Below are 22,020 nucleotides of genomic sequence, written 5' to 3' on the forward strand. Positions count from 1 at the left end.
AACACAAGTAAGGAGCGCAGATGCGCATACTGTCTGCCATTGTTCTTCTGGGCCTTGCCTATCTTCTGTTCTGGCCCGTTCCCGTTATCCCCGTCGCCGTTGAGATGCCTGAAGATGCCGGTTTCACAGGGGATTTCGCAGAAAACACCGCGCTGGACGCCGCGCAGCTGATCCGCCTGCCGGATGGGGAAACCGGCCCCGAAGACATCGCCATCCTGCCCGGCGGTGCGGTCTATACGACCAGCCGGTCCGGCACGCTCTATCGCATAGACGGGGCTGACCCTGTTGTGGTCGACCAGCTTGGCGGGCGTCCTCTGGGCCTCAGGGCCGGGCCGGATGGCGCGCTATATATTGCCGACAGCTTTCGCGGGGTGATGCGCTGGACCGGGCCGGGCACGCTTGAATCCGTGGTGGCCGATATCGACGGTGCGCCCGTGGTCTATGCAAACCAACTGGATGTGGCACAGGACGGCACGATCTATTTTTCGAACTCCTCTGACCGGTTCGATCCCGAAACCATGGGTGGGACCAAGCCGACCTCGGTCCTGACCATCTGGGAACAATCCAATACAGGCTATGTCGCCCGTCACAACCCCGATGGCCGCACCGAAAAGATTGCCACTGGGTTCGTCTATACCAATGGCATTGCGCTCTCACCTGACGCAGATTTCCTGTTGATCGCCGAAACCGGCCGCGCACGGGTGCACAAGCTGTGGCTCAGCGGGCCGAAAGCCGGTCAGCAAGAGGTCTTGCTGGACAACCTGCCGGGCTATCCCGACAATCTCGAAGCACAGGGCGATGGCACCTACTGGATGGCCTTTGCCAGCCCGCGCGTTCCGTCCGAGGCGCTGATGCCATACCCCTTCCTGCGCAAGGTGGTCTGGCGGCTGGGCCCGGCTGTGCGCCCCGCGCCGATCCACCGGGGTATGCTGGTGCAGTTCGACGGTGAAGGCACGATCCTGCGCACGCTACAGGATCCGCAGGGCCGTATTGGCATCACGACAGGGGGCCGGATCGTGGGCGATCAGTTTTATGTCATGACGCTTGATTCCCCCTGGTTCGGGCGGATGCCTGTCAGCGATATGCCCTGACGTCGCAGTGGAAATCGGCGTCCCGTCCGGGCATGGTCGCCGCAACTGAATTTCGGGAGGTCCCCCATGTCACGCGTATCCGTTACCTATCAAGACCATGTTGCCCATGTCACCCTGACCCGGGGTGACAAGATGAACGCGCTGGATGACGCGATGGTCAAGGCATTGCTCTCTGCCGGGCAAGAGGTCGCCGCCTCGGACGCCCGCGCCGTGGTTTTGTCGGGCGAGGGGAAAAGCTTCTGCGCCGGGCTCGACATGGCAAGCTTTGCCAAGATGGCCCATATGGACCCCACCGAATGGCTGATGACCCGCAGCCACGAAGATGCCAACGAAATGCAGGAGCTTGCCCTGATCTGGCGTCGCGTACCGGTGCCGGTGATCTGCGCCATTCAGGGTGTCGCCTATGGTGGTGGCCTGCAAATTGCGCTGGGCGCGGATATCCGTATCGCGCACCCCGAGGCGAAACTGGCGGTGATGGAGATGAAATGGGGTATCATCCCCGATATGGGCGGCATGGTTCTGCTGCCCCGGCTTGTGCGTTCGGACGTGCTGCGTCTGCTGACCTACACGGCCCGGCCCATCGCTGCGCAGCAGGCGATGGATTGGGGGTTGGTCACGCAGCTTTCAGATGATCCGCTGACCGAAGCTCTGGCCATTGCCGAGAATATCGCCGGTCAAAGCCCCTCGGCTATCCGCGCCGCCAAGCGGCTGATCGAAGTGGCCGAAACCCAGCCCCGCGCGGACGTTCTCAAGGCGGAATCCGCCGAGCAGGTGGAGCTGATCGGCAAGCCTCATCAGATGGAGGTCGTGATGGCGCAGATGCAGGGCCGCAAGCCCGAGTTCAAGTGATCAGCGCATGAAGGCCCGCCGTGCATCGCGGGCCATGTTGTAACGCATTTCCAGATCAGCGATTTCCGACATCGCGGCCCGGCGTTCCGCGGGGTCGGTCAGGGCCGGATACGCTTTGCGGGCCGCATCCAGTTTCTTTTTTATGTCGAACTCTTCGGGCAGAACCCCGGCTTGCGCCATGATCCGGTGCCCGGCGGCGATGGCCGGATCGCCCTGCGCCTCGCCGGACCGGTCGGGCAGGGGGTGACCTTCGCCGACAAGGCCCTGCAACTGCCCCTCGGCCTGTGCCTTTTTGATCTGGCGCTCCACCAGTTTTCCAAGTGAACCGAACATGGCGCAACTATACCCGGTAAGGGCGGGATACGAAAGCGGCTACCGAATTCTGTTGCTCACCAGATAGGCCAGCCCGCCGACCAGAAGGCCCCAGACCGCCGCGCCCAGCCCAAAGACCGAGATACCCGATGCGGTGATCGCAAAGGTCAGCATCGCGGCCTCACGCTCGGCCGGAACCTCAAGTGCTGCGAAAATCGAATTGGCCAGAACGCCGATCAGGGCGACACCGGTCAATGTCCCCATCAACAGCGGATCGGCATGGGATGCAAAGCCGGTAATCGCCGCGGCAAAGATACCGAATACACCATAGAACACCCCACCCATGATGGCCGACCAGTACCGTTGCGCGGGATCGGGGTGGCTGTCCTCGTTGGAACACATCGCAGCGGTGATCGCCGCAAGGCAGGTGGCAGGCGCACCAAACGGAGCCGATAACAGGCTCGCCCCACCCACGGATGAAAACAGCCTGCCCGGAGCCGGGGTATAGCCAAAGCTGCGCATCACCGCGATGCCGGGAATATTCTGGGTCGCCATCGTGACGATGAACAGCGGGATGGCGATCCCGATGGTCGAGGCCAACGAAAAACTGGGCGTGGTCCAGACCGGTGCCGCCAGCCATCGCGCCGGGGTCACCGATGCGTCGCCTGCGTTCAGCACGACAACCAGCGCGGCGGCGAAAACGGCCGCCGGAACAGCGAACAGCCGGTTGATCCGGCCTGCGATGAACCATGTCAGGATCACCGGCAGGGCTTGCGCGGGCAATTCGACTGCGGCCTGAAAGGGCAGAATGCAAAGCGGCAGCAGAACGCCCCCCAGCATGGCCTGTGCCAGAGTCGTCGGAATGGCGGCCGCCAGCCGCCCCAATGGCCGCCAGAGCCCGGCCAGCACCGTCAGCGCCCCTGCACACAGGAAGGCGCCCGTTGCCTCGGCAAACCCCAGCGCCGGTGTCGCGGACACCGCCAGCAGCGCCGCCCCTGGCGTCGACCAGGCGACGCTGATCGGTTGCCGGTACCACAGGCTCAGCACAATGGCGGTCAGTCCCATTGCGATGGCCGCCATCATCAGACCCGAGGCCGCCTGCGCCGGAGACGCCCCCATCGCGGCCAGCCCCTGCAACACGATAGGAAATGAACTGAAGAATCCGACAATGGCGACAACAAGCCCGGTCGAGACTGTCTGGAGCGGTGGGGCAAACTGGGTCATGACAGCCTCGGGCGGTTGGGGTTGGTGATTGCTAACAAGCGGCGGCAGGGGCGGGCAAGGTCTGAACGCGCAAAAGAAAACCCCGCCGGATCAGCGGCGGGGTTCGGGGTATGAGTATTTTTGAAAAGATGAAGATCAGGCGATCTCGGCCAGACGGGCCAGCGCCTCGTTCAGCTTGGCTTCTTCTTCCTCGCGTGCGGCGAGGTTGGCTTTGGCTTCCTCGACCACCTCGTCCGGGGCCGAGGCCACGAATTTGGGGTTGTTCAGACGCCCGCGCAAGCCACCCAGTTCCTTGGCCAGCTTGCCCTTTGCTTTCTCCAGCCGCTCCTTTTCCGCGCCAATGTCGATGATATCCGCCAGCGGCAGGCCGAAGGAGGCTCCGGGAGCGGCAATCGAGATGGTGCCCTTGGGCAGCGCGTCCGCGCTGGTCAGGCTGTCGATGCGGGCCAGACGTTTGATCAGCGCCTCGTTGCGGTCCCACGCGGCTTGGCCGTTGGCGTCGATCTCGGTCACCAGCATCGGCACGTAGAGACCCGCAGGTACCCGCATCTGCGCACGGGCCGAGCGGGTGTTCTCGATCACCGAGATCACCCAGTTCATTTCACGATCCGCATCGGCGTCGACCAGTTCCGTGCCGTAGGTCGGCCAGTCAGCGTGGACGACCATTTTCGCGCGGTTGCCGGTCAGGCCCCACAGCTCTTCGGTGACGAAGGGCATGATCGGGTGCAGCAGAACCATGCACTGATCCAGAACCCAGCGCATGGTGGCGCGGGTTTCGGCCTGTGCTTCGGCGTCGTCACCCTGCAGCAGGGGTTTCGACAGTTCCACGTACCAATCGCAGACCTTGCCCCAAACAAAGGCGTACAGGCCGTTGGCGGCATCGTTGAAGCAATAGCTCTCCAGCGCCGCGTCGACCTCCGCCCGCACACGGGCGGTTTCGCCGATGATCCAGCGGTTTACGGCGGCCTTGGGCTGCAGGTCGGCCACGTCCAGTTGCGGGACGGCGTCGGTAAAGACCTCGTTCATCTCGGCAAAGCGGACGGCGTTCCACAGCTTGGTGCCGAAGTTGCGATAGCCGGTGATGCGTTCACGCGACAGTTTCAGCACGCCGCCAATCGCCGCCATCGAGGCATTGGTGAACCGCAGCGCGTCGGCACCGAACTCGTCGACGATTTCCAGCGGGTCGATGACGTTGCCGGTGGTCTTGGACATCTTCTTGCCCTTCTCGTCGCGGACGAGCTGGTGCAGGTAGACGGTGTGGAACGGGATTTCATTCACTACGGCCAGTTGCATCATCATCATCCGGGCGACCCAGAAGAACAGGATGTCGAAGCCGGTGATCAGAACGTCTGTCGGGAAATAGCGGTGCATTTCCTCGGTATCTTCGGGCCAGCCCAGCGTGCCGATGGGCCAGAGGCCGGATGAGAACCAGGTGTCGAGGACGTCGGGGTCGCGAATGAGACTAACATCTTGGATCGGTCCAAAGTTGATAGATCCAATAAAGGCCTCGCTTCCCCGTGATGAGCCTTCCATTGGCGGCATCTCGATAAAGTCTATCTCATAACCGAGCGCATCAGCATAAAACTTGGCGGCTTTGGTCTTCGCTTCTGCGAATGTTGGAGCGCAAAAAGGTTGTCTTTCTGCTTGATGCGAGACTGTGCCATCCTTGATCCCTGGCCCATACCAAACCGGAATCTGATGTCCCCACCACAGCTGGCGCGAGATGCACCAGGGCTCGATGTTTTCCAGCCAGTGGTAATAGGTTTTCTCGCCCGATTCAGGGATAATCTTGACCGTGCCATCCTTGACCGCATCCAGCGCAGGACCGACGACCTTTTCGGCATCCACAAACCACTGGTCGGTGAACATCGGCTCGATGACGACTTTCGAGCGGTCGCCAAAGGGTTGCATGATCGGTTTGCTCTCGACCAGTGGGACAAGTGCCGGGCTGAAGTCCTGCCCACCGTCTTCGCCCTCTGTAGGCCGGGCTTCAGCCCAGCTCGATCCCAGACGCGGATCGTCCGCTGGACACATAACAGCCAGACCTTCGCGGGAGATCTCTTCGACCACCTTGGCACGCGCCTCGAACCGGTCCAGTCCGCGCAGGTGATCCGGGATCAGGTTGATCGCGTCGATCTCATTCTCGGTGAACGCTTTGCCGCGCGCGTATTCCTGCGCCTTGCCCGCCTCTTCGGCGTAAGGCGCGCCATCAGCCCGCATCGCGCCTTTGGTGTCCATCAGGCGGTACATCGGAATGCCGCAGCGCCTGGCCACCATATTGTCGTTGAAGTCATGCGCACCGGTGATCTTCACAGCGCCCGAGCCGAAATCGGGATCGGGATACTCATCGGTGATGATCGGGATCTGGCGGCGATGCTCTTTCGGGCCAACCGGAATTTCGCACAGTTTGCCGACGATCGGCGCGTAGCGCTCATCCGACGGATGAACCGCAACCGCGCCGTCGCCCAGCATGGTTTCAGGGCGGGTCGTCGCGATCGAAATATAATCCCGCTCTTCCCGAAGGATTACATTCCCATCTTCATCTTTTTCCAAATACTCATATGTCTCTCCGCCCGCCAAAGGGTACTTGAAGTGCCACATGTGGCCCGGCGTTTCAATATTCTCGACCTCAAGGTCCGAAATCGCAGTCTCGAAATGTGGGTCCCAGTTGACCAGTCGCTTGCCGCGATAGATCAGGCCCTTTTCGTACATGTCGACGAAGACCTTGATAACGGCATCATGGAAATTCGGGCTGTTCTCGTGCCCGGTGCGCGGGTCACCTGGCGCGCCCGCCATGGTAAAGGCATTGCGCGACCAGTCACAGCTGGCGCCCAGACGCTTGAGTTGTTCAATGATCGTGCCGCCGTATTCGCCCTTCCACTCCCAGACTTTCGCAAGGAATTTCTCGCGTCCCAACTCGCGCCGACCTTCGTTGCCCTGCGCCGCCAGCATCTTTTCCACTTGCATCTGCGTGGCAATGCCCGCGTGGTCCTGACCGGGCTGCCATAGCGTGTCAAAACCACGCATCCGGTGCCAGCGGATCAGGATATCCTGCAACGTGTTGTTGAACGCGTGACCCACATGCAGCGCGCCCGTCACGTTGGGCGGCGGGATCATGATGGTAAAGCTTTCCTCGCGCGAACGGTTCGCGCCTGCCTTGAAGGCTCCGGCCTGTTCCCAGGCCTCATAGATACGGGCCTCGGCCTCGGCCGCGTTGAATGTCTTTTCCATCGCCATGGGATGCGTCCTGCGTCAACAAAATCGGGTCAGCGCCTGCAATAGCGAATGGAGACGGGAAGGGGAAGGCCCTGTGCGGCGACGATTGCCGAAGTCACCCCGTGCCGGTCGCCTCGTTTCCGTACAGGTGCGTGCTTTGTGCCGCGCCTTGTGTCATCGCCTTGGCCTGATCCTCCCGGATGCGGGCATGAAGCGCCAAGGCTGGCTGCGAAAACAACTCGGTCGGTGGTTCGATGAGGATGAAATTGCCCACCCGGTCTTCGCCCCGCGCCAAAACCGCGTAATCGCGGTCCGCCACTTTTTGCTGTGCGTTCGGGTTCAGATACCGGATCGCCAGCCCGATCCGCCGATCGTCCGACGTATTGGGCCCCGAGCCATGGATTGTGAGGCCATGGTGCAGCGACATCTGACCCGGCTGCAGTTCAATATGTGTTTTGTCCTCGTCTGCCACATCGACAGCCACCTCCTGCCCGCGCGACAGCAGGTTGTTGTCTGAAAACGTATCGTTATGGGGCAGGATCGGGTTTTTGTGGCTGCCTCTGACAAAGTCCATGCAGCCGCTTGCTACCGTGGCAGGCGACAATGCGATCCACGCGGTCATCTGACCCGGTGTTTCGCCCATCCCCCAATAGGTCAGGTCCTGATGCATTCCAACAACCTGCGTCGTGCGTGGCTCTTTGATGAACAGTTCCGCAGACCACAGCAGCAAGTCCGGTCCCAGTATTCCTTCGACGACGTCCAGAACCCTGGGATCCAATGCGATACGGGCGACCAGCGGTATCACCACATGGGCGTTCAGGCGCTTGTACATGTTCAGCGGCAGCGGAAGGTCGGCCACGCGCCAGGTCTTCTCGATCTGCTCCAGCTCGGCCCGAAACTGTGAGGTCTCATCCGGTGGAAAGACTGTAATGGGAAAGGCAAACCCGTCTTGCCAATACGCGTCGACCGATGGGGCGTCCAGACGGCCCTGTGTCAGGGAAATGGGTTCGGGCATGGGGAACCTCCGGCAGGCTGTATCTTCAAACAGCCTACGAATCCCTCTGCGGCCCCCGCAATCCTGTTTACGACATCGGTGTCGCCACGCGCTTTCAAGCAAGGCGCTGGACATAAGCGGGCGCAGGGCTAGTGTCGCCATCAAGGCAGTGACAGGAGCATCCCATGGAAAAATTCGGCAAAAGCCAGCCCGTCAAACGGACCGAGGATCAGCGGTTCCTGACCGGGCAGGGGCGCTATATGGACGATGCCGTGCCCGACAATGCGCTGTTTGCCGCTTTCTTCCGCAGCCCTGCGGCCCATGGCGATATCACCGCGCTGGATCTTGAGGCCGCGCGGGATGCTGACGGGGTGCGGCTGGTCATGACACTGGACGATCTTGCCGCCTCGGGCATCGACACGGTGATGAATGCCGCAACCTTGACCAACCGCGACGGGACCGGCTCTGCCGCGCCGGATCGGCATATGCTGGCCAAGGACCGTGTGCGCTTTGTGGGCGAACCCGTGGCCGTTGTCATCGCGGATACACTGGTACAGGCGCAGGACGCGGTCGAACTGATCTGGATGGACATCCGGGAACGCCCCGCCAAGCTGGACGTGAACGCGGGGGGTGAGGCCCTGCACCCGCAAGCGCCCGACAATCGCGCGTTTGATTGGGGTCTGGGGGATGAGGCCGCGACCAAAGCCGCCTTTCAGGCCGCCGCCCATACCGTGTCGCTGAACTTGCACGACAACCGCGTCATCATCAGCTCGCTCGAGCCGCGGGGCTGTCAGGCCGACTGGTCTGGCGGGCGTCTGCACTTTTCCTATGGCGGGCAGGGTGTCTGGGCGATGAAGGCACAACTGGCGCAAAAGCTGAAACTCGATGCGGATGCGATCCGTGTCACCACCCCGGATGTGGGGGGCGGGTTCGGCATGAAGGTGATGCCATATCCCGAATATTTCTGCGTGGCCGTGGCCGCGATGAAACTAGGCCAGCCCGTGCACTGGATGTCCGACCGGTCCGAGGCAATGCTCTCCGATCACCACGGCCGCGACCTGACCTCTCTGGCCGAGCTGGCCTTTGATGCAGACCACCGGATCACCGCCTACCGCGTCCACAGCAAAGTCAACCTTGGTGCCTATAACAGCCATTTCGCGCAGGCGATCCAGACAAGCCTGTTCAGCAAGGTGCTGATGGGGGTCTATGACGTTCAGACCACCTATCTCCGGGTCGAGGGGTTCTATACAACGACAACACAGGTCGACGCCTATCGCGGTGCCGGACGTCCCGAGGCGATCTATGTGCTGGAACGCGTGATGGACCGCGCCGCACGCGAACTGGGCGTTGACCCGTGGGAGTTGCGTCGCAAAAACTTCATCAGACCCGGCGATTTCCCCTACACCTCTGCCACGGGTGAAACCTATGATGTCGGCGATTTCGACATGGTCCTTCGCCGCGCGGCCAGCCAGACTAGCGGGTTCGAAGCCCGCAAGGCCGCCGATGCCGAACGCGGTCTGATCCGGGGGCAGGGTCTTTGTTACTATATCGAAAGTATTTTGGGGGACCCTTCCGAGAACTCGAAGGTCGAGTTTTGCGCGGATGGCACGGTGAACCTTTATGTCGGCACACAATCGAACGGGCAGGGGCACGAGACGGTTTATGCCCAGTTCCTGTCCGATCAGACTGGCGTCCCGATGGACAGGATCACCGTCATTCAGGGCGATACCGACCGGCTTGGCCATGGCGGCGGAACCGGTGGCTCGCGCTCGGTGACGGTGCAAAGTACCGCGACCCTCGCCACCATTGACAAGATGATCGCCGCATTCACGCCTTATCTGGCCGATAAGATGGGGGTCGAGGACAGTGATGTGCGATTTGACCATGAAACATTCCGCGCGCCGGGCTCGAACCTGACGCCGACCCTGACCGAAGCCGCGGCTATGGCGCGCGCCGACGGGCGCGTGGACTTGCTGACGCATGAGTCCCGCGCGCAACTGGATGCCCGCAGCTATCCCAACGGCGCGCATGTTGCCGAGGTCGTGATCGATTCCGTCACCGGCGAAACCCGTGTGGACCGCTACACCGTGGTTGATGATTTCGGAAATCTTATCAACCCGATGCTGGCCGAAGGGCAGGTGCATGGCGGGGTGGTTCAGGGCATCGGGCAGGCGCTGTCGGAACATGTGGTGCATGATGATCACGGACAGCTGCTCACGGCATCGTTTATGGATTACGCCTTGCCCCGCGCGGTGGACATACCCATGATAAAGTTTACCTCGGCGCCGGTGCCGTCAACTTCCAACCCGATGGGGATGAAAGGATGCGGCGAGGCCGGCACGGTGGGCGCTCTGGCCGCTGTGGCGAACGCGGTTCAGGATGCGCTCTGGGATCACGGGGTGCGGCAGGCGGATATGCCTTTCACACCTCACAAGGTTTGGGAATTGCTGACGCATGAATCTGTCGCGGCTAAGTAGGAAGGTTCTGGGATGGCTCGGGCGGCCCTTACGGTCCGAGCACTCCGCCGAAACGCGGCACCGCGAGCCGATCAGCCACGTCATTATCCTAGATGGCACCATGTCCACCCTCGAACCGGGGTTCGAAACCCATGCCGGACAGACCTATCGCCTGTGCTGCGAAATGGGCAGCAAGGTGTCGGTGTTCTACGAGGCAGGCGTGCAGTGGGAAAGCTGGAAATCCACCATGGACGTGATGATGGGCCGGGGCATCAACCGCCAGATTCGCCGCGCTTATGGCTATCTGGCGTCGCGCTACAAGCCCGGTGACCGGATTTATTTCATCGGCTATTCCCGTGGAGCCTACGGCGTGCGCAGCCTGGCCGGGGTGATCGACATGATCGGCCTGCTCAAGGCCGAACACGCGACCGAGCGGAACATCCTGCAAGCCTACCGCCATTATGAATGCAATGTCAGCGGCACCGCCGCCCGCGATTTCCGCCGCAAGTTCTGCCACGACAACGTCAAGATCGAGATGGTCGGTGTCTGGGACACGGTCAAGGCGCTGGGCCTGCGCCTGCCGCTTCTGTGGCGCTGGGCCGAGGATCGCCATGCCTTTCACAACCACCAGCTGGGCCCTGCCACTCTGCATGGCTATCACGCGCTGGCCCTCGACGAAACGCGCGAGGTGTTCGAGCCGGTTCTGTGGCGATGCAAGCCCGAGTTCAACGGCCATGTGGAACAGGTCTGGTTCCGTGGCACCCACGGCGATATCGGCGGCCAGCTGAACGGCTATGAAGAGGCCCGGCCGCTCAGCAATATCTCGTTGATCTGGATGCTGGACAAGGCCGAGATGCACGGGCTGCCGATGCCCGAAGGCTGGCGCACCCGTTTCCCGACGGATGCCCATGCGCAATCGGTTGGAACCTGGCGCGGCTGGGGCAAGATCTTTCTGCTGCGCAAACACCGCAAGGTCGGGCGGGACCAGTCAGAACGCCTGCATGTCTCGGTCGCGCCGGATGAATTGCCGGGCTGGGTGGCGATGCCGAACCTGCCGACACATCCCGCGCAGTGAAAGGCTACCATGTGCCACTGACACCAAGATCACCGGCACTTCAATGTCAGGTTCGAGCCCAAATTGTCGATTGCTGCGGAGTAGTGTTAATGTCTGCATACGATGCTCTGGAATCCGAAATGACCAAACACCCCAGTCAAGCGAACGATGAAAGGCCCGCCATTCTCTGTGTTGCAGGCTTTGGTGACAATGCGAGCATGTTTGAAAGTATGGCTGACACCCACCTCGCCAACAGCTATCGTTTGCTACCTATTAATCTTCCGGGATTTGGCGCTCAGCCTCTGGCAAAGAAAACAACTCTCGAAGCACTTGCGCAAACCGTCGCCGACGAGGCGAACAAGCACGGAGCCGAAATCATTGTTGCTCATTCGGTTGCTTCAATCATAGCTTCGCTGGCTGTCAAAAGGGCAAGCTGTCCTTTGACAACCATCATTTCATTGGAAGGTAATATCACTGCCGAGGATGCTTATTTTTCTGGAACTGCTGCCGACTACAGTGATCCGTTTGCGTTTCGTGAGGCGTTTCTTGAGCGGCTTGATGAAATGGCGAAAACGGCACCAATCATTCGACGGTATCGTAGTGAAGTATCGAAGGCCGATACTCTGGCGCTGTGGCAACTCGGGACAGACGCGCGACATTTTTCAGCAGACTGCGTGCCCGGCGAGCTTTTGCAGAACGCGGCAAATGTGATTTATCTCTACAATCCTGACAACTGTCCGTACAGCACCGTCCGTTGGCTGGAAGAAAACAAGATGGATCGGATCGTTCTCGAAAAGGCCACACACTGGGCGAGCGTTGATCAACCCGAAAGGCTTGCAGAAATGATCGCTGAGGCACTCCACCGATAGACGAATACAGCCGTTCACAATTGGATAGATGAAAGCTGGCTTTGTAATGGTTTTCCGCAAGAACCGGGTCGCGGTGTCGGGGTCACGTAAGCTAATCCGTTAGGTGACAGTTAGTGACGGAACCAGAAGACATGACAAATCGCCCCATGCCAGCAATGGATTTTACAGCAAGCGTCATGCTGCTTCTGCTCGCGGCTGTTTGGGGCGGGTCGTTCTTCTTCGGCGAGGTTGCACTAACTGAAGTGCCACCGCTGACAATAACGTTGCATAGGGTGATCTGGGCAGTCCCTATTCTGGCACTCATCGTCCTATTCAAAGGATTGAGTGTTCCACGTGCCCCTCAGGTATGGGGAGCTTATCTCGTTATGGGAGCGCTCAACAATGCCATCCCATTTTCGTTGATCTTCTGGGGGCAAACGCAAATAGACAGCGGGTTGGCCTCAATCCTCAACGCAACAACAGCAATGTTTGCAGCGGTCGTGGCTGGCTTACTTCTGAAGGATGAGCCGCTGACTCCGAAGAAAATAGCAGGTGCTGCCCTAGGTATTATAGGGGTGGCCTTCATTATGGGGCCAAGCGCATTAACTGAGTTTAATCCTAGCAATCTGGCACAGCTGGCTATCCTTGGGGCGACGCTCTCTTATGCTTTTGCTGGGGTCTGGGGCAGAACAGCTCTTTCGGGCCAACCACCACTTGTAAATGCACTTGGTATGCTGATCGGCAGCACAGTGCTTATGATCCCTATTGTTCTTGTGATGGATGGCCCTCCAAGCTTCGCTCTGTCTGCTGGTGTATGGGCAGCGCTTATTGGGATGGCCGCTCTATCAACAGCGCTGGCCTATGTACTTTATTTCGCAATCCTTGCGCGCGCCGGAGCCGCCAATCTTCTTTTGGTTACGCTGCTGATCCCACCGTTCGCTATCGGTCTTGGTGTCACGTTTCTAGGTGAAAAGATGGAGCCGGAAGCTTGGGTCGGGTTTGCCATCATTGCTCTTGGCTTTGCTGTAACCGACGGTCGGCTTTTTTCCCGCTTTGCCAGGCACAAGCCCCAAAAAGTAGAATGAGGCGCTTTCTGGAATACTTTTTACAAGCACATTAAGGAGTGACGATCCCCGTCGTCACCAACAGGCCCGGCCAAGCGTCGGGTCTATTTTTGAGTAGCGGACATTCAGCGAAGACAAACGAATGGCGGCAAAGTCCCGCAAAGTTGACGCTCCGAACTAAAACACCTTCGCAGCATTCAGCGAGGGTGTTTTCTTTGTAAGAGCTCGTTACGTCTTGCGTCGTTCTTGACTATGCAACGCCTCCGGTAAGAGGCGTGGCGAAACGCCTGCGCCCTTTTCACGTTCTATAGACATGATTTAGGTTCTGGTGTTCGCAATTACCGCCGCCGGTCGCGGCGCGAGCTCATGGGTTGGAAGGCCACGCCCACATGCGCCTCGCAATAGGGTTTGCCCGCCTCAACCGGAAGGCCGCAGAACCAGAAATCCTCGGTCGCGGGGTCGCCCACGGGCCATTTGCAGGTCTTCTCGGTCAGTTCCATCAGCGTCAGCTTCTTGGCTTTCTTCTCGATCTCGTTGACCTTGGCCAGCGCCTCGGGGCTGATCTCGTTGGCCGAGGGCTGCGGCGGCAGCGGCTGACCGGCCGGGATGATCTGGCGGCGCGCCGGAACGGCGGGTTTCGCCTCGGCAGCAGCAGCCGGGCGCGCCGGTTCTGTCTTTGGCATGGGTCTGGGCTTGGCTTCGGCCTTGGGCGCGGGTGCCGGTTTCTCTTTCGGTTCGGACTTGGCCGGGGCTGCGCCTGCTGTCCGGTTGGACAGGCCCAGGCGGTGGACCTTGCCAATCACCGCGTTGCGGGTCACGCCACCCAGTTCCTTGGCGATCTGGCTGGCCGACTGGCCTTCGCCCCACATCTTCTTCAGCAGTTCTACGCGCTCGTCTGTCCAGGACATCGTCAGCCTTTCAAAAGCGGAAAGCGGCCCCGGATTCGGGCCGCCTTGGGAATTCGTCTCAGCCCCCTATTCTAAACACTGCGGCCCGAGTTACAAGCTGTCTTCGAATCAGGTTGAGGGCAAAGCATGCAGAATCCCGCAGAACAGACCGCACGCAGCTTTGGAGCGGTCAACTGGATGGGGCTTTACACGCTGGCGCAGCGCGAAATCCGGCGCTTTCTTTCGGTCTGGACCCAGACCGTTCTGGCGCCTCTGGTCACGGCTGGCCTGTTCCTGCTGATCTTCACAATCGCCATTGGGCCCAGCCGCCCTGACGTCATGGGCGTGCCGTTTGTGGTGTTTCTGGCACCGGGGATCCTGATGATGACGGTGATCCAGAACGCCTTTGCCAATACCTCCTCTTCGATGGTGATTGCCAAGGTGCAGGGCAATATCGTCGACACGCTGATGCCGCCGCTGTCCCCGCTCGAGATCCTGCTGGGGTATCTTGCCGGTGGCATCGCCCGTGGCCTGATGATCGCGCTGGTGATTTCGATTGCGTTGCTGGTTTTGCTGTCCATCGCGCCCCAGCACCCGTTGATTGCGCTGATCTTTGTTGTTCTGGGGGGCGCCTTCATGGGCGCGCTGGGCCTGTTTGCCGGGATCTTTGCAAACAAGTTCGATCAGATGGCTGCGATCACCAACTTCATCGTCACACCTCTGGCTTTCCTGTCAGGCACTTTCTATTCGGTCGAGGCGCTGCCTCCTGTCCTGAACCGCCTGACCCATCTGAACCCGGTCTTCTACCTGATCGATGGGCTGCGTTACGGCATGATCGGCGTGTCCGACAGCTCACCGTGGTTGGGCATGGCAGTTTGTGGTTTTGCCACGCTGGCCATCGGGCTGATCACCTGGCAAATGCTGCGCACCGGTTATCGGCTTAAGGCTTAACCGGTCTCTGCCAGCCTGTCGGGCGGCAGGGCAGGTTTGGGTTCGCCCAGCCGCGGATGCAAGCGGGCCGAGACAGCCCATGCCCCGAACAAGGCAATCCCGCCTGCCGCGAACACACCGGCCACCGGTGCCACCAGCAGGACCAGAGCTGCAACACCGGGCGTCAGAATGCCCGAGACATCGCGGTAACTGGAATAAATCGCCGACATCTCGGTTCGCTCAGACGGTTTAACGGCCATAAGGAAGGGCAATCCGGCGCAGATGTCCAGAACGATCAGCCAGACAGACCCCAGAACCAGCGCAGCGACCGAGGCGACCGGCCATCCCGCCACCAGACCGGCTGCGAAAAAGCAGCCTCCCGCGGCTGCAAACCCGATGCGAACAGCCGACCTGAGCGACCGCGTCTGGACCCAGCGCAGGATCAACGGGGCGGCCAGCAGCATGGCGTTAGTGCATGACAGAAGGATGCCGCCCAGTTGTTCTCCCAGCCCGTTTTGGATGGCGAAAATGGGCAGGTAGACCACATATATCCACCAGCCGCAGGACCGGATCATTGCAAACAGATATCCGGCAACCAATCTGGGTTGAACAAAGAACCGGGGAAGAAAGGCCAACGGGTTGTTGGCCGGACCACGGGCCTTGGTGATCAGCTTGCCATTGCCCAGACGCATGCGCCAGAACTGCGCCAGCATGACCAGCGCCGCTCCGGCACTGATGACAAACGGGGCAGGGCGCCAAAGCTCCATCAGCAGAACACCGGCCATTGGGCCGCCCGTCCATCCCAAAGCGCTGTAGAACATGCGGCTGGTCTCGCACCGGCCAAGTTCGATCTTGCTGATGTAATCCAGCACATAGGTGTTGAAGCAGATAAAAGTGACAACCGCGGCCATGGTATTCAGGGCCAATGCGCCGACCACGGCCTCTGGGCTGCCCACGATCGCCAGCGATGCACCACAGATGAACATGACGCAACCGGTGGAATAGGCCCATCTGCGCGGTACAAAACGGATCAGGAACGGCACCATCAACCCGACCAGCAGGGACAGGATGCCAATCAGGAAATACAGGAATGACACGGATGAGGCGTCGCCCAGCGCCCGGTACATCGCCAGCGGAAAGACCGAAATCAGAATACCGCGCACCACGGCTTCGATTCCGGCCAGAATCCCGAAATCGCGCACCGATGGGGCAGGCGCGTGGCGTACCCATTCAGGTATTCGGCGTTCATGCATAACAAACTCGCAAATCAACTCAGCCCAGAATGCGCCGGCCACCTCGCCATTCATGGGGATTTGCGACACAAAGGTCGCCCCTGAACCGCAAGGGCGGTTTTTTCTGTCAGGTCCGGCGGTTTACCGCCTCGCGCCAGACCAGGATCAGCCCTCCGGTCAGGATCGTGACCGCGCCAATCAGGCTGATCCGGTCGGGGATCACATCAAACACCGCAAAATCGTACAGCGCGGCGAAAATCAGTGTGGCATAGCTGATCGGGGCCACGAATGACGCGTCCGCACGTGCCATGCCGTTGATGAAACAAACCTGCGCGCAGGCCATCAGCAGGCCGATCCCCACCAGCGCAACCCATTGCTGTGGCGTAGGCATGTGAAACACAAAGCTGACCGCGACCGTGGCGATCACCAGCCCCATCGTGTTGTTGATCAGCAGAATCTGGATCGGGGCCTCGCGCCCCGACAGTTTCTTGATAAAGATCAGCTCCATCCCGATAAACGCAGCCGCAGCCAGCGCCAGAAGGGCGGCGGGTTGAAAACTTGCAGGTGTCGGGCGCAGCAGGATCACCGCACCCGCAAGGGCCACGGCCGCCGCCAGCCAGCGCCACGGGCCGACGCGTTCCCCCAATAGCGGAATGGCCAGGACCATGCCAAAGACCGGGTTCAGAAAGGAGATCGCCGTCGCATCCGCCATCGGAATGAACGCAACAGACGCGAACATCAACGTCACCCCGGCCCAGCCAAAGCTGGTTCGCCCGACATGCAGCCCCCAATGGGGCCGCCCCAGCCGGGGACGAAGCACTGCGACCGCCGACAGGATGGCAAGCAGGGCAAACAGAAACCGCCCGTGACTGATCTGCATCGCGTGCAAGGGTGGCCCGAGTGTGTCCGTCCCCAAGGCCTTGGCCAACAGCGTCGTCGCCGCGATAAAGGCGGTCGCGACAAAGATCAGCCCTGCGGCCAAAGCAGGATTTTGCGCCTTCGGGGTGAACATGGGCGAAAGCGGTGCGCCAAAAAAGGGGCCTTGGCAAGACGCAATTCAGCGCTCAGCGCAAAACCGGAGCGGCCGCCAGCGCCGCCTTGGCTTGTTTGAGGCTGTCCAGAAACCGCTCCGCACGCACAATCCGTGCTTCGACCTCGTCAATCCGGTCCTGCAAAAACGCCTCGCCGTCAAAGCTGTCGGGATCGGCGGCTTCCAACTGCCCCAGCAACATGACCAGTTCTGCAATGCTGATGCCTGCCGCCTGTGCATCGGCAACTTGCTCCAGCGTGATCAGCGCGTCTTCGGGATAGTCGCGATAGCTGTTGGTGTTGTCCGGACCCGGGCCTGACCGGATCAGCCCTTGGCGTTCATAAAACCTCAGCGTGTCACGGCTCAGCCCGCTGCGCCGCGCAAGTTCCCCGATCCGCATGTTTCAAAACCGTTGACTCAACTCCATGGTTTTGATCCTATGTCAGACAGTCATTCTCTGCAAGGACATGCACCATGGGTCCCAAATGCCAAAGTTGCGGCATGCCGCTGTCAAAAGATCCCCAGGGCGGCGGGTCCGAAGCTGACGGCGGGCGCAGCACGCGTTACTGCTCGCTGTGTTACGAAAACGGTGCATTCCGCCATCCCGACGCTTCGCTGGAAGAGTTCCAGTCTCATTGCGTCGATGCCCTCGTCGCCAAAGGCATGCCCCGCATCCTTGCCTGGGCTTTCACCCGCGGTATGGGCAAGCTCGACCGCTGGCGCCCGGCGAAATGATCCGGCGGTAATTTTGACGCGGCGGCAATAATAGGGTTTTCAGGCTGTCTTTTCACGTCTATAGAGCGGCCATGATCAAACGCGCACATATCCAGCTGCTCCGACGCCGACGCCTCTTTGCGTAATCGGCCTGTTTGATCCCATGTGCCTGCCAAATTGGCACAAATCTCACCAAATCTGTTGACGAACCGGGCCTTCGTGTATCACTCACGAGGCTCAAACGACCCGAAAAGGATGATCCCATGATCCCGTCCGTTCTGCCGACCTATAACCGCGCGCCCCTGTCATTTGTAAAGGGCGAAGGCGCCTGGCTGACCGAGGCGGATGGCCGACGTTTTCTGGACCTTGGCGCAGGGATCGCGGTGAACGCACTGGGCCACGCCCATCCGGCACTGGTGGCCGCCCTTACGGAACAGGCCCACGCGCTGTGGCATGTCTCGAACCTCTACAACATCCCGCAACAGCAGGCACTGGCAGACAAGCTGGTCGAACACACCTTTGCGGATACGGTATTCTTTACGAATTCCGGTACCGAAGCCTGTGAACTGGCCGTGAAAATGGCCCGCAAGTATTTCTATGACAAAGACCAGCCCGAACGGGTTGAGATCATCACCTTTGACGGCTCGTTCCATGGCCGGTCGTCGGCAGGCATCGCAGCGGCCGGGTCTGAGAAGATGACCAAAGGCTTTGGCCCGCTTTTGCCGGGCTTTGTCCACGTCACCTTTGGCGATCTCGACGGTGTCACCGACGCCATCACGGAAAATACCGCAGCCATCCTGATCGAACCGATTCAGGGCGAGGGTGGCATCCGCCCCGTACCCGATGCCGAACTCAAGGCCCTGCGCGCCATTTGCGACGAACACGGTCTGCTGCTGATCCTGGACGAGGTGCAATGCGGCGTCGGTCGGACCGGCAGGCTCTTCGCCCATGAATGGGCGGGGATCTCCCCGGATATCATGATGGTCGCCAAAGGCATCGGCGGTGGTTTCCCCCTCGGCGCTGTGCTGGCAACCGAAGATGCGGCATCCGGTATGACCGCAGGCACGCATGGCTCCACCTATGGCGGCAACCCGCTGGGCTGCGCCGTGGGCTGTGCGGTGATCGACCAGGTCGCCACACCCGCCTTTCTCGAAGGTGTCAACCGCAAGGCTGGCCTGTTGCGCCAGAAACTCGAAGGCCTGGTTGCCGATCACCCCGAGGTCTTCGAAGAGGTGCGCGGATCGGGCCTGATGCTCGGCCTGAAATGCAAGGCGCCAAATATAGATGTGGTCAATGCGGGCTATGACAATCTGGTCATCACCGTCCCCGCCGCCGACAACGTCATCCGCCTGCTGCCCCCCCTGACCCTGACCGAGGATGACATCGCCCAGGCCATGATCCGCCTCGAAAAGGCCGCCAATCAGATCGAAACCCAGCTCGCAACTGCCTGAGCTTCATCTTTCCCCAAATACTCCGGGGGTGTGGGGGCTGGCCCCCACCGCCCGACCAGCCAAAAGCGAAGCGATATGAACCATTTTCTCGATATCCACAAAACTGATGCCACCGCGCTGCGGTCCATGATCGATCAGGCGGGCGCGATGAAACTGGCGCGTCTGGGCCGTCCCAAGGCCGCCCCTGACGACGAACAGCCGCTGAAAGACCGTATGGTCGCGCTGATCTTCGAAAAGCCCTCGACCCGGACGCGCGTGTCCTTTGACGTGGGTGTGCGCCAGATGGGTGGCCAGACCATGGTGCTGTCGGGCAAGGACATGCAGCTCGGTCACGGCGAAACCATTGCCGATACCGCCCGTGTGCTGTCGCGCTATGTCGACATGATCATGATCCGTACCTTCGATGAAACCATCCTGACCGAGATGGCCGAATATTCCGACGTGCCCGTCATCAACGGCCTGACCGACCGCACCCATCCCTGCCAGATCATGGCCGATGTTTTGACGTTCGAGGAGCACCGCGGCCCCATTGCGGGCAAGAAAGTGGTCTGGACCGGCGACGGCAACAATGTCTGCGCCTCCTTCCTGCACGCCGCCGGTCAGTTCGGCTTCGATCTGACCTTCTCCGGCCCGGCCCAGCTTGATCCGGAAGAAGAGTTCATGGGGTTTGCCCGCCAGAAGGGGTCCCGAGTCGTCATCGAACGGGACCCGCACAAAGCGGTCGAGGGCGCTGATCTGGTGGTGGCCGACACCTGGGTTTCGATGCATGACAGCCAATCCGCCAAGGAACGCCGCCACAACATGCTGCGCCCCTATCAGGTCAACGCGGAACTCATGTCACATGCCAAACCCGACGCGCTGTTCATGCACTGCCTGCCCGCGCATCGTGAGGAAGAAGCAACCTCCGAGGTCATGGACGGCCCGAACTCGGTCATCTTCGATGAGGCCGAAAACCGCCTGCACGCACAAAAGGCCGTAATGCGCTGGTGTCTGGGCGTTTAGGATCACCTTGCAGTTTCGAGAGGGCCATCAGGCTCTCTCATGACCCCCGGAGCATTCAATGCCTCACGTTACCCTGGAATTCTCCAAATCTCTGGACGACACCCATGATTTCCAGATGATTTGCGAGCAGTTGCATACCGTTCTCGCAAAACATGATGAAATCGACGCCTCAGCGCTCAAGATCCGCGCCGCGCCGATTGCCTATTCCTACATCGGAACGCAACCGCAGACCTTCGTGCATGCCACGCTGCTGTTGATGCGCGGACGGGATGAGGCCACACGGGCCGAGCTTAACGCCATCATTCTGGACGTTCTGGCCCAGACCATGCCCGAGGTCGGCAGCATCACCGTGCAGGATGTCGAGATGACCCGCGCCACCTATGCAAAGCGCCTGGCTGGTTGATGGCGCGGGTACTCTCCGGGTCCGTCAGCCGTGTATTGGCGCGTTGTTGATCGCGCTGAGGTCTTCCATGATGTCAAAGACATGATCCGAGGTCACTGCGACCCCGATGGCCTCAAGGCGTTTCAGGTGCATCGCCTTGTAGGTCTCCAGACTGGCGCGATCGCGAAACAGATAGGTCGATCCGAAATGGTTCGTGCCTTCTTCGACAGTCCAGATCTTCCAGACGACACCGGGTTCCTGGGCGATGCTTTCAGCCAGTTCCTTTGTTCCGGCCAGAAATTCTGCGGTTACGGGTCCGTCATAGGCCAGATGCAGATCCCAGATTTTCATCGTACTCATGGTCAAATGCTCCACGTTCAGGGGGGTAGGGGGTGTGGTCAGCGGTTCCTGCCAAGCTGCACAAAGCTCAGAATGGCAAGCAGCGCAAAGAAGATGGGGTCGGACCAGCCAAAGCCGGTGAACACCCCGGTCAGACAGGCATAAAGCGTGATGACAACGCCCAATATGTTGGTCCCCATCAGACCTTTCAGGATGTTCTGTGCTGTCTCGGTACCGGTTTCAGTGTTTCGAAACAGGAAGCTGATTAGGCCGATGCCACCCAGAAAGATCGCATTATGCTGCGACAGAAACACGGCATACCGATCGTTCAGTTGCAGTCCATAGTTGGGCCAAAGGATGGTTGGCGCAAAAAACAGCGCCAATGCGAAAAACATATAGATCACACCATGCGCGGTCAGGAAGGTTTTGTTGGTCATGTCTCGCCTTTCTGTGGTTGGGGCAGCTTTTTGCGAAGCTGGTTGAGCGTTCTGATCGTCTCGCGTCTGGTTTCGGTGCTCAGGCGTCCGAATATCTGTTCCAGCGCCTGATTGTGGACGGGCATGAACGCGGCCACTTTCTGTTTTCCGGCTTCTGTCAGGCGTAAAACGCGGGCGCGCTTGTCGGTTTCATCAACGGTCTTCTCCACCAGACCGGCCTGAATCAGGTTTTTGACGACAACATCCAGATTGCCGGATGTGGACAGCGTCAGGCGCAACAGGTCATTGATCGACAGCGCGCCTTTGGTGTTCAGGGTCTCCAGCGCATCCCACTGAGGTGCCGTCAGCCCCCCGGCGCGAAACACCGGCCCCATGGCACGCATGAACAACTGCTGGCTGCGCAACAGGGCCAATACCAGGGCCTGGTTTTCTCGGTCTTGGGTCTCGTGTGTCATGGCTGTCATTTATCCCTAGTTAGGGGTAATGTCAAGATGCACCACCACGCGCG

22 protein-coding genes are annotated in these 22,020 nt (G+C 60.3%); 11 read left to right on the forward strand and 11 right to left on the reverse strand.

All coding sequences use genetic code 11. The features are described from left to right. Positions 1–20 precede the first annotated feature (20 nt). Together ACR0ES_RS11130 and ACR0ES_RS11135 are read left to right on the forward strand one after the other, a co-directional pair. Positions 21–1,091 (forward strand): SMP-30/gluconolactonase/LRE family protein, encoded by a 1,071-nt coding sequence (locus ACR0ES_RS11130; RefSeq protein WP_480870667.1) that lies wholly within the window; start codon positions 21–23, stop codon positions 1,089–1,091. Between the two features lie 66 nt (positions 1,092–1,157). Further along, the gene (locus tag ACR0ES_RS11135) at positions 1,158–1,940 is read left to right on the forward strand and encodes a crotonase/enoyl-CoA hydratase family protein (protein WP_480870670.1); all 783 of its coding nucleotides are present in this window, start codon (positions 1,158–1,160) and stop codon (positions 1,938–1,940) included. Here the strand turns inward: ACR0ES_RS11135 and ACR0ES_RS11140 are convergent, their stop codons facing one another. The 4 genes from ACR0ES_RS11140 to ACR0ES_RS11155 form a co-directional block, all read right to left on the reverse strand. Further along, positions 1,941–2,273 carry a DnaJ family domain-containing protein gene (locus ACR0ES_RS11140; protein ID WP_480507803.1) on the reverse strand — a complete coding sequence of 111 codons (333 nt, stop codon included), beginning with the start codon at positions 2,271–2,273 and terminating at the stop codon, positions 1,941–1,943. A gap of 39 nt (positions 2,274–2,312) precedes the next feature. Next, positions 2,313–3,476, reverse strand: coding sequence for a benzoate/H(+) symporter BenE family transporter (locus ACR0ES_RS11145; RefSeq protein WP_480870673.1), 1,164 nt, complete (start codon positions 3,474–3,476; stop codon positions 2,313–2,315). 135 nt (positions 3,477–3,611) lie between these two features. Next, positions 3,612–6,713: a valine--tRNA ligase gene (locus ACR0ES_RS11150; RefSeq protein ID WP_480870675.1), complete on the reverse strand. Its 3,102-nt coding sequence runs from the start codon at positions 6,711–6,713 to the stop codon at positions 3,612–3,614. Positions 6,714–6,807: 94 nt separating this feature from the next. Next, positions 6,808–7,707: a phytanoyl-CoA dioxygenase family protein gene (locus ACR0ES_RS11155; RefSeq protein ID WP_480870678.1), complete on the reverse strand. Its 900-nt coding sequence runs from the start codon at positions 7,705–7,707 to the stop codon at positions 6,808–6,810. A gap of 164 nt (positions 7,708–7,871) precedes the next feature. Here ACR0ES_RS11155 and ACR0ES_RS11160 point away from each other — a divergent pair, with 164 nt between their 5' ends. The 4 genes from ACR0ES_RS11160 (at position 7,872) to ACR0ES_RS11175 (ending at position 13,129) form a co-directional block, all read left to right on the forward strand. Beyond that, complete coding sequence (locus ACR0ES_RS11160; protein ID WP_480870679.1) at positions 7,872–10,163, forward strand: xanthine dehydrogenase family protein molybdopterin-binding subunit; 2,292 nt, start codon at positions 7,872–7,874, stop codon at positions 10,161–10,163. After that, a complete protein-coding gene (locus ACR0ES_RS11165; RefSeq protein WP_209505670.1) occupies positions 10,141–11,217 on the forward strand; it encodes a DUF2235 domain-containing protein in 1,077 nt (358 codons plus the stop codon). The genes ACR0ES_RS11160 and ACR0ES_RS11165 overlap by 23 nt, the downstream gene beginning before the upstream one ends. Positions 11,218–11,306: 89 nt before the next feature. Next, the gene (locus tag ACR0ES_RS11170; RefSeq protein ID WP_480508840.1) at positions 11,307–12,065 is read left to right on the forward strand and encodes an alpha/beta fold hydrolase; all 759 of its coding nucleotides are present in this window, start codon (positions 11,307–11,309) and stop codon (positions 12,063–12,065) included. Positions 12,066–12,178: 113 nt separating this feature from the next. Next, positions 12,179–13,129 carry a DMT family transporter gene (locus tag ACR0ES_RS11175; protein WP_480473196.1) on the forward strand — a complete coding sequence of 317 codons (951 nt, stop codon included), beginning with the start codon at positions 12,179–12,181 and terminating at the stop codon, positions 13,127–13,129. 317 nt (positions 13,130–13,446) lie between these two features. Here the strand turns inward: ACR0ES_RS11175 and ACR0ES_RS11180 are convergent, their stop codons facing one another. Further along, the gene (locus ACR0ES_RS11180; protein WP_267363457.1) at positions 13,447–14,016 is read right to left on the reverse strand and encodes a GcrA family cell cycle regulator; all 570 of its coding nucleotides are present in this window, start codon (positions 14,014–14,016) and stop codon (positions 13,447–13,449) included. 126 nt (positions 14,017–14,142) lie between these two features. On the opposite strand from ACR0ES_RS11180, the gene ACR0ES_RS11185 reads away from it, so the two are divergent. Further along, positions 14,143–14,946: an ABC transporter permease gene (locus ACR0ES_RS11185; protein ID WP_480870682.1), complete on the forward strand. Its 804-nt coding sequence runs from the start codon at positions 14,143–14,145 to the stop codon at positions 14,944–14,946. On the opposite strand, the gene ACR0ES_RS11190 is transcribed toward ACR0ES_RS11185, so the two are convergent. The 3 genes from ACR0ES_RS11190 to ACR0ES_RS11200 form a co-directional block, all read right to left on the reverse strand. Continuing rightward, positions 14,943–16,178: an MFS transporter gene (locus tag ACR0ES_RS11190; RefSeq protein ID WP_267363481.1), complete on the reverse strand. Its 1,236-nt coding sequence runs from the start codon at positions 16,176–16,178 to the stop codon at positions 14,943–14,945. The two genes, ACR0ES_RS11185 and ACR0ES_RS11190, sit on opposite strands and share 4 nt — an antisense overlap. 106 nt (positions 16,179–16,284) lie before the next feature. Continuing rightward, positions 16,285–17,169 (reverse strand): DMT family transporter, encoded by an 885-nt coding sequence (locus tag ACR0ES_RS11195; RefSeq protein WP_480773906.1) that lies wholly within the window; start codon positions 17,167–17,169, stop codon positions 16,285–16,287. 52 nt (positions 17,170–17,221) lie between these two features. Further along, on the reverse strand, positions 17,222–17,587 hold the full coding sequence (locus tag ACR0ES_RS11200; RefSeq protein WP_480586237.1) for a MerR family transcriptional regulator: 366 nt from the start codon (positions 17,585–17,587) through the stop codon (positions 17,222–17,224). Positions 17,588–17,661: 74 nt separating this feature from the next. On the opposite strand from ACR0ES_RS11200, the gene ACR0ES_RS11205 reads away from it, so the two are divergent. The 4 genes from ACR0ES_RS11205 (at position 17,662) to ACR0ES_RS11220 (ending at position 20,757) form a co-directional block, all read left to right on the forward strand. Further along, complete coding sequence (locus tag ACR0ES_RS11205; RefSeq protein WP_480773905.1) at positions 17,662–17,922, forward strand: zinc ribbon domain-containing protein; 261 nt, start codon at positions 17,662–17,664, stop codon at positions 17,920–17,922. A gap of 242 nt (positions 17,923–18,164) precedes the next feature. Continuing rightward, entirely contained in the window at positions 18,165–19,352 is a 1,188-nt protein-coding gene (locus tag ACR0ES_RS11210; protein WP_480870685.1) for an acetylornithine transaminase, read from the forward strand. 75 nt (positions 19,353–19,427) lie between these two features. Next, positions 19,428–20,354, forward strand: a complete 927-nt coding sequence (argF, locus tag ACR0ES_RS11215; RefSeq protein WP_480484533.1) for an ornithine carbamoyltransferase — start codon at positions 19,428–19,430, stop codon at positions 20,352–20,354. A gap of 58 nt (positions 20,355–20,412) precedes the next feature. Next, positions 20,413–20,757: a 5-carboxymethyl-2-hydroxymuconate Delta-isomerase gene (locus tag ACR0ES_RS11220; RefSeq protein WP_480488441.1), complete on the forward strand. Its 345-nt coding sequence runs from the start codon at positions 20,413–20,415 to the stop codon at positions 20,755–20,757. 24 nt (positions 20,758–20,781) lie between these two features. On the opposite strand, the gene ACR0ES_RS11225 is transcribed toward ACR0ES_RS11220, so the two are convergent. From ACR0ES_RS11225 to ACR0ES_RS11235, 3 genes are read right to left on the reverse strand one after another with little or no spacing between them, the layout of a single operon-like run. Next, complete coding sequence (locus tag ACR0ES_RS11225) at positions 20,782–21,096, reverse strand: monooxygenase (protein ID WP_480473648.1); 315 nt, start codon at positions 21,094–21,096, stop codon at positions 20,782–20,784. A gap of 38 nt (positions 21,097–21,134) precedes the next feature. Then, positions 21,135–21,512: a hypothetical protein gene (locus ACR0ES_RS11230; protein WP_480488439.1), complete on the reverse strand. Its 378-nt coding sequence runs from the start codon at positions 21,510–21,512 to the stop codon at positions 21,135–21,137. Then, complete coding sequence (locus ACR0ES_RS11235; RefSeq protein ID WP_480484530.1) at positions 21,509–21,967, reverse strand: MarR family winged helix-turn-helix transcriptional regulator; 459 nt, start codon at positions 21,965–21,967, stop codon at positions 21,509–21,511. Before ACR0ES_RS11235 ends, ACR0ES_RS11230 begins: the two co-directional genes overlap by 4 nt. Positions 21,968–22,020: the final 53 nt, after the last annotated feature.

This window comes from Ruegeria sp. N7, assembly GCF_056531345.1.

Coding starts and splice junctions, on each gene's coding strand:
- ACR0ES_RS11130 (WP_480870667.1), top strand. CDS start 21: ATGCGCATACTGTCTGCCATTGTTCTTCTGGGCCTTGCCTATCTTCTG.
- ACR0ES_RS11135 (WP_480870670.1), top strand. CDS start 1,158: ATGTCACGCGTATCCGTTACCTATCAAGACCATGTTGCCCATGTCACC.
- ACR0ES_RS11140 (WP_480507803.1), bottom strand. CDS start 2,273: ATGTTCGGTTCACTTGGAAAACTGGTGGAGCGCCAGATCAAAAAGGCA.
- ACR0ES_RS11145 (WP_480870673.1), bottom strand. CDS start 3,476: ATGACCCAGTTTGCCCCACCGCTCCAGACAGTCTCGACCGGGCTTGTT.
- ACR0ES_RS11150 (WP_480870675.1), bottom strand. CDS start 6,713: ATGGCGATGGAAAAGACATTCAACGCGGCCGAGGCCGAGGCCCGTATC.
- ACR0ES_RS11155 (WP_480870678.1), bottom strand. CDS start 7,707: ATGCCCGAACCCATTTCCCTGACACAGGGCCGTCTGGACGCCCCATCG.
- ACR0ES_RS11160 (WP_480870679.1), top strand. CDS start 7,872: ATGGAAAAATTCGGCAAAAGCCAGCCCGTCAAACGGACCGAGGATCAG.
- ACR0ES_RS11165 (WP_209505670.1), top strand. CDS start 10,141: ATGAATCTGTCGCGGCTAAGTAGGAAGGTTCTGGGATGGCTCGGGCGG.
- ACR0ES_RS11170 (WP_480508840.1), top strand. CDS start 11,307: ATGTCTGCATACGATGCTCTGGAATCCGAAATGACCAAACACCCCAGT.
- ACR0ES_RS11180 (WP_267363457.1), bottom strand. CDS start 14,016: ATGTCCTGGACAGACGAGCGCGTAGAACTGCTGAAGAAGATGTGGGGC.
- ACR0ES_RS11185 (WP_480870682.1), top strand. CDS start 14,143: ATGCAGAATCCCGCAGAACAGACCGCACGCAGCTTTGGAGCGGTCAAC.
- ACR0ES_RS11190 (WP_267363481.1), bottom strand. CDS start 16,178: ATGCATGAACGCCGAATACCTGAATGGGTACGCCACGCGCCTGCCCCA.
- ACR0ES_RS11195 (WP_480773906.1), bottom strand. CDS start 17,169: ATGTTCACCCCGAAGGCGCAAAATCCTGCTTTGGCCGCAGGGCTGATC.
- ACR0ES_RS11200 (WP_480586237.1), bottom strand. CDS start 17,587: ATGCGGATCGGGGAACTTGCGCGGCGCAGCGGGCTGAGCCGTGACACG.
- ACR0ES_RS11205 (WP_480773905.1), top strand. CDS start 17,662: ATGGGTCCCAAATGCCAAAGTTGCGGCATGCCGCTGTCAAAAGATCCC.
- ACR0ES_RS11210 (WP_480870685.1), top strand. CDS start 18,165: ATGATCCCGTCCGTTCTGCCGACCTATAACCGCGCGCCCCTGTCATTT.
- argF (WP_480484533.1), top strand. CDS start 19,428: ATGAACCATTTTCTCGATATCCACAAAACTGATGCCACCGCGCTGCGG.
- ACR0ES_RS11220 (WP_480488441.1), top strand. CDS start 20,413: ATGCCTCACGTTACCCTGGAATTCTCCAAATCTCTGGACGACACCCAT.
- ACR0ES_RS11225 (WP_480473648.1), bottom strand. CDS start 21,096: ATGAGTACGATGAAAATCTGGGATCTGCATCTGGCCTATGACGGACCC.
- ACR0ES_RS11230 (WP_480488439.1), bottom strand. CDS start 21,512: ATGACCAACAAAACCTTCCTGACCGCGCATGGTGTGATCTATATGTTT.
- ACR0ES_RS11235 (WP_480484530.1), bottom strand. CDS start 21,967: ATGACACACGAGACCCAAGACCGAGAAAACCAGGCCCTGGTATTGGCC.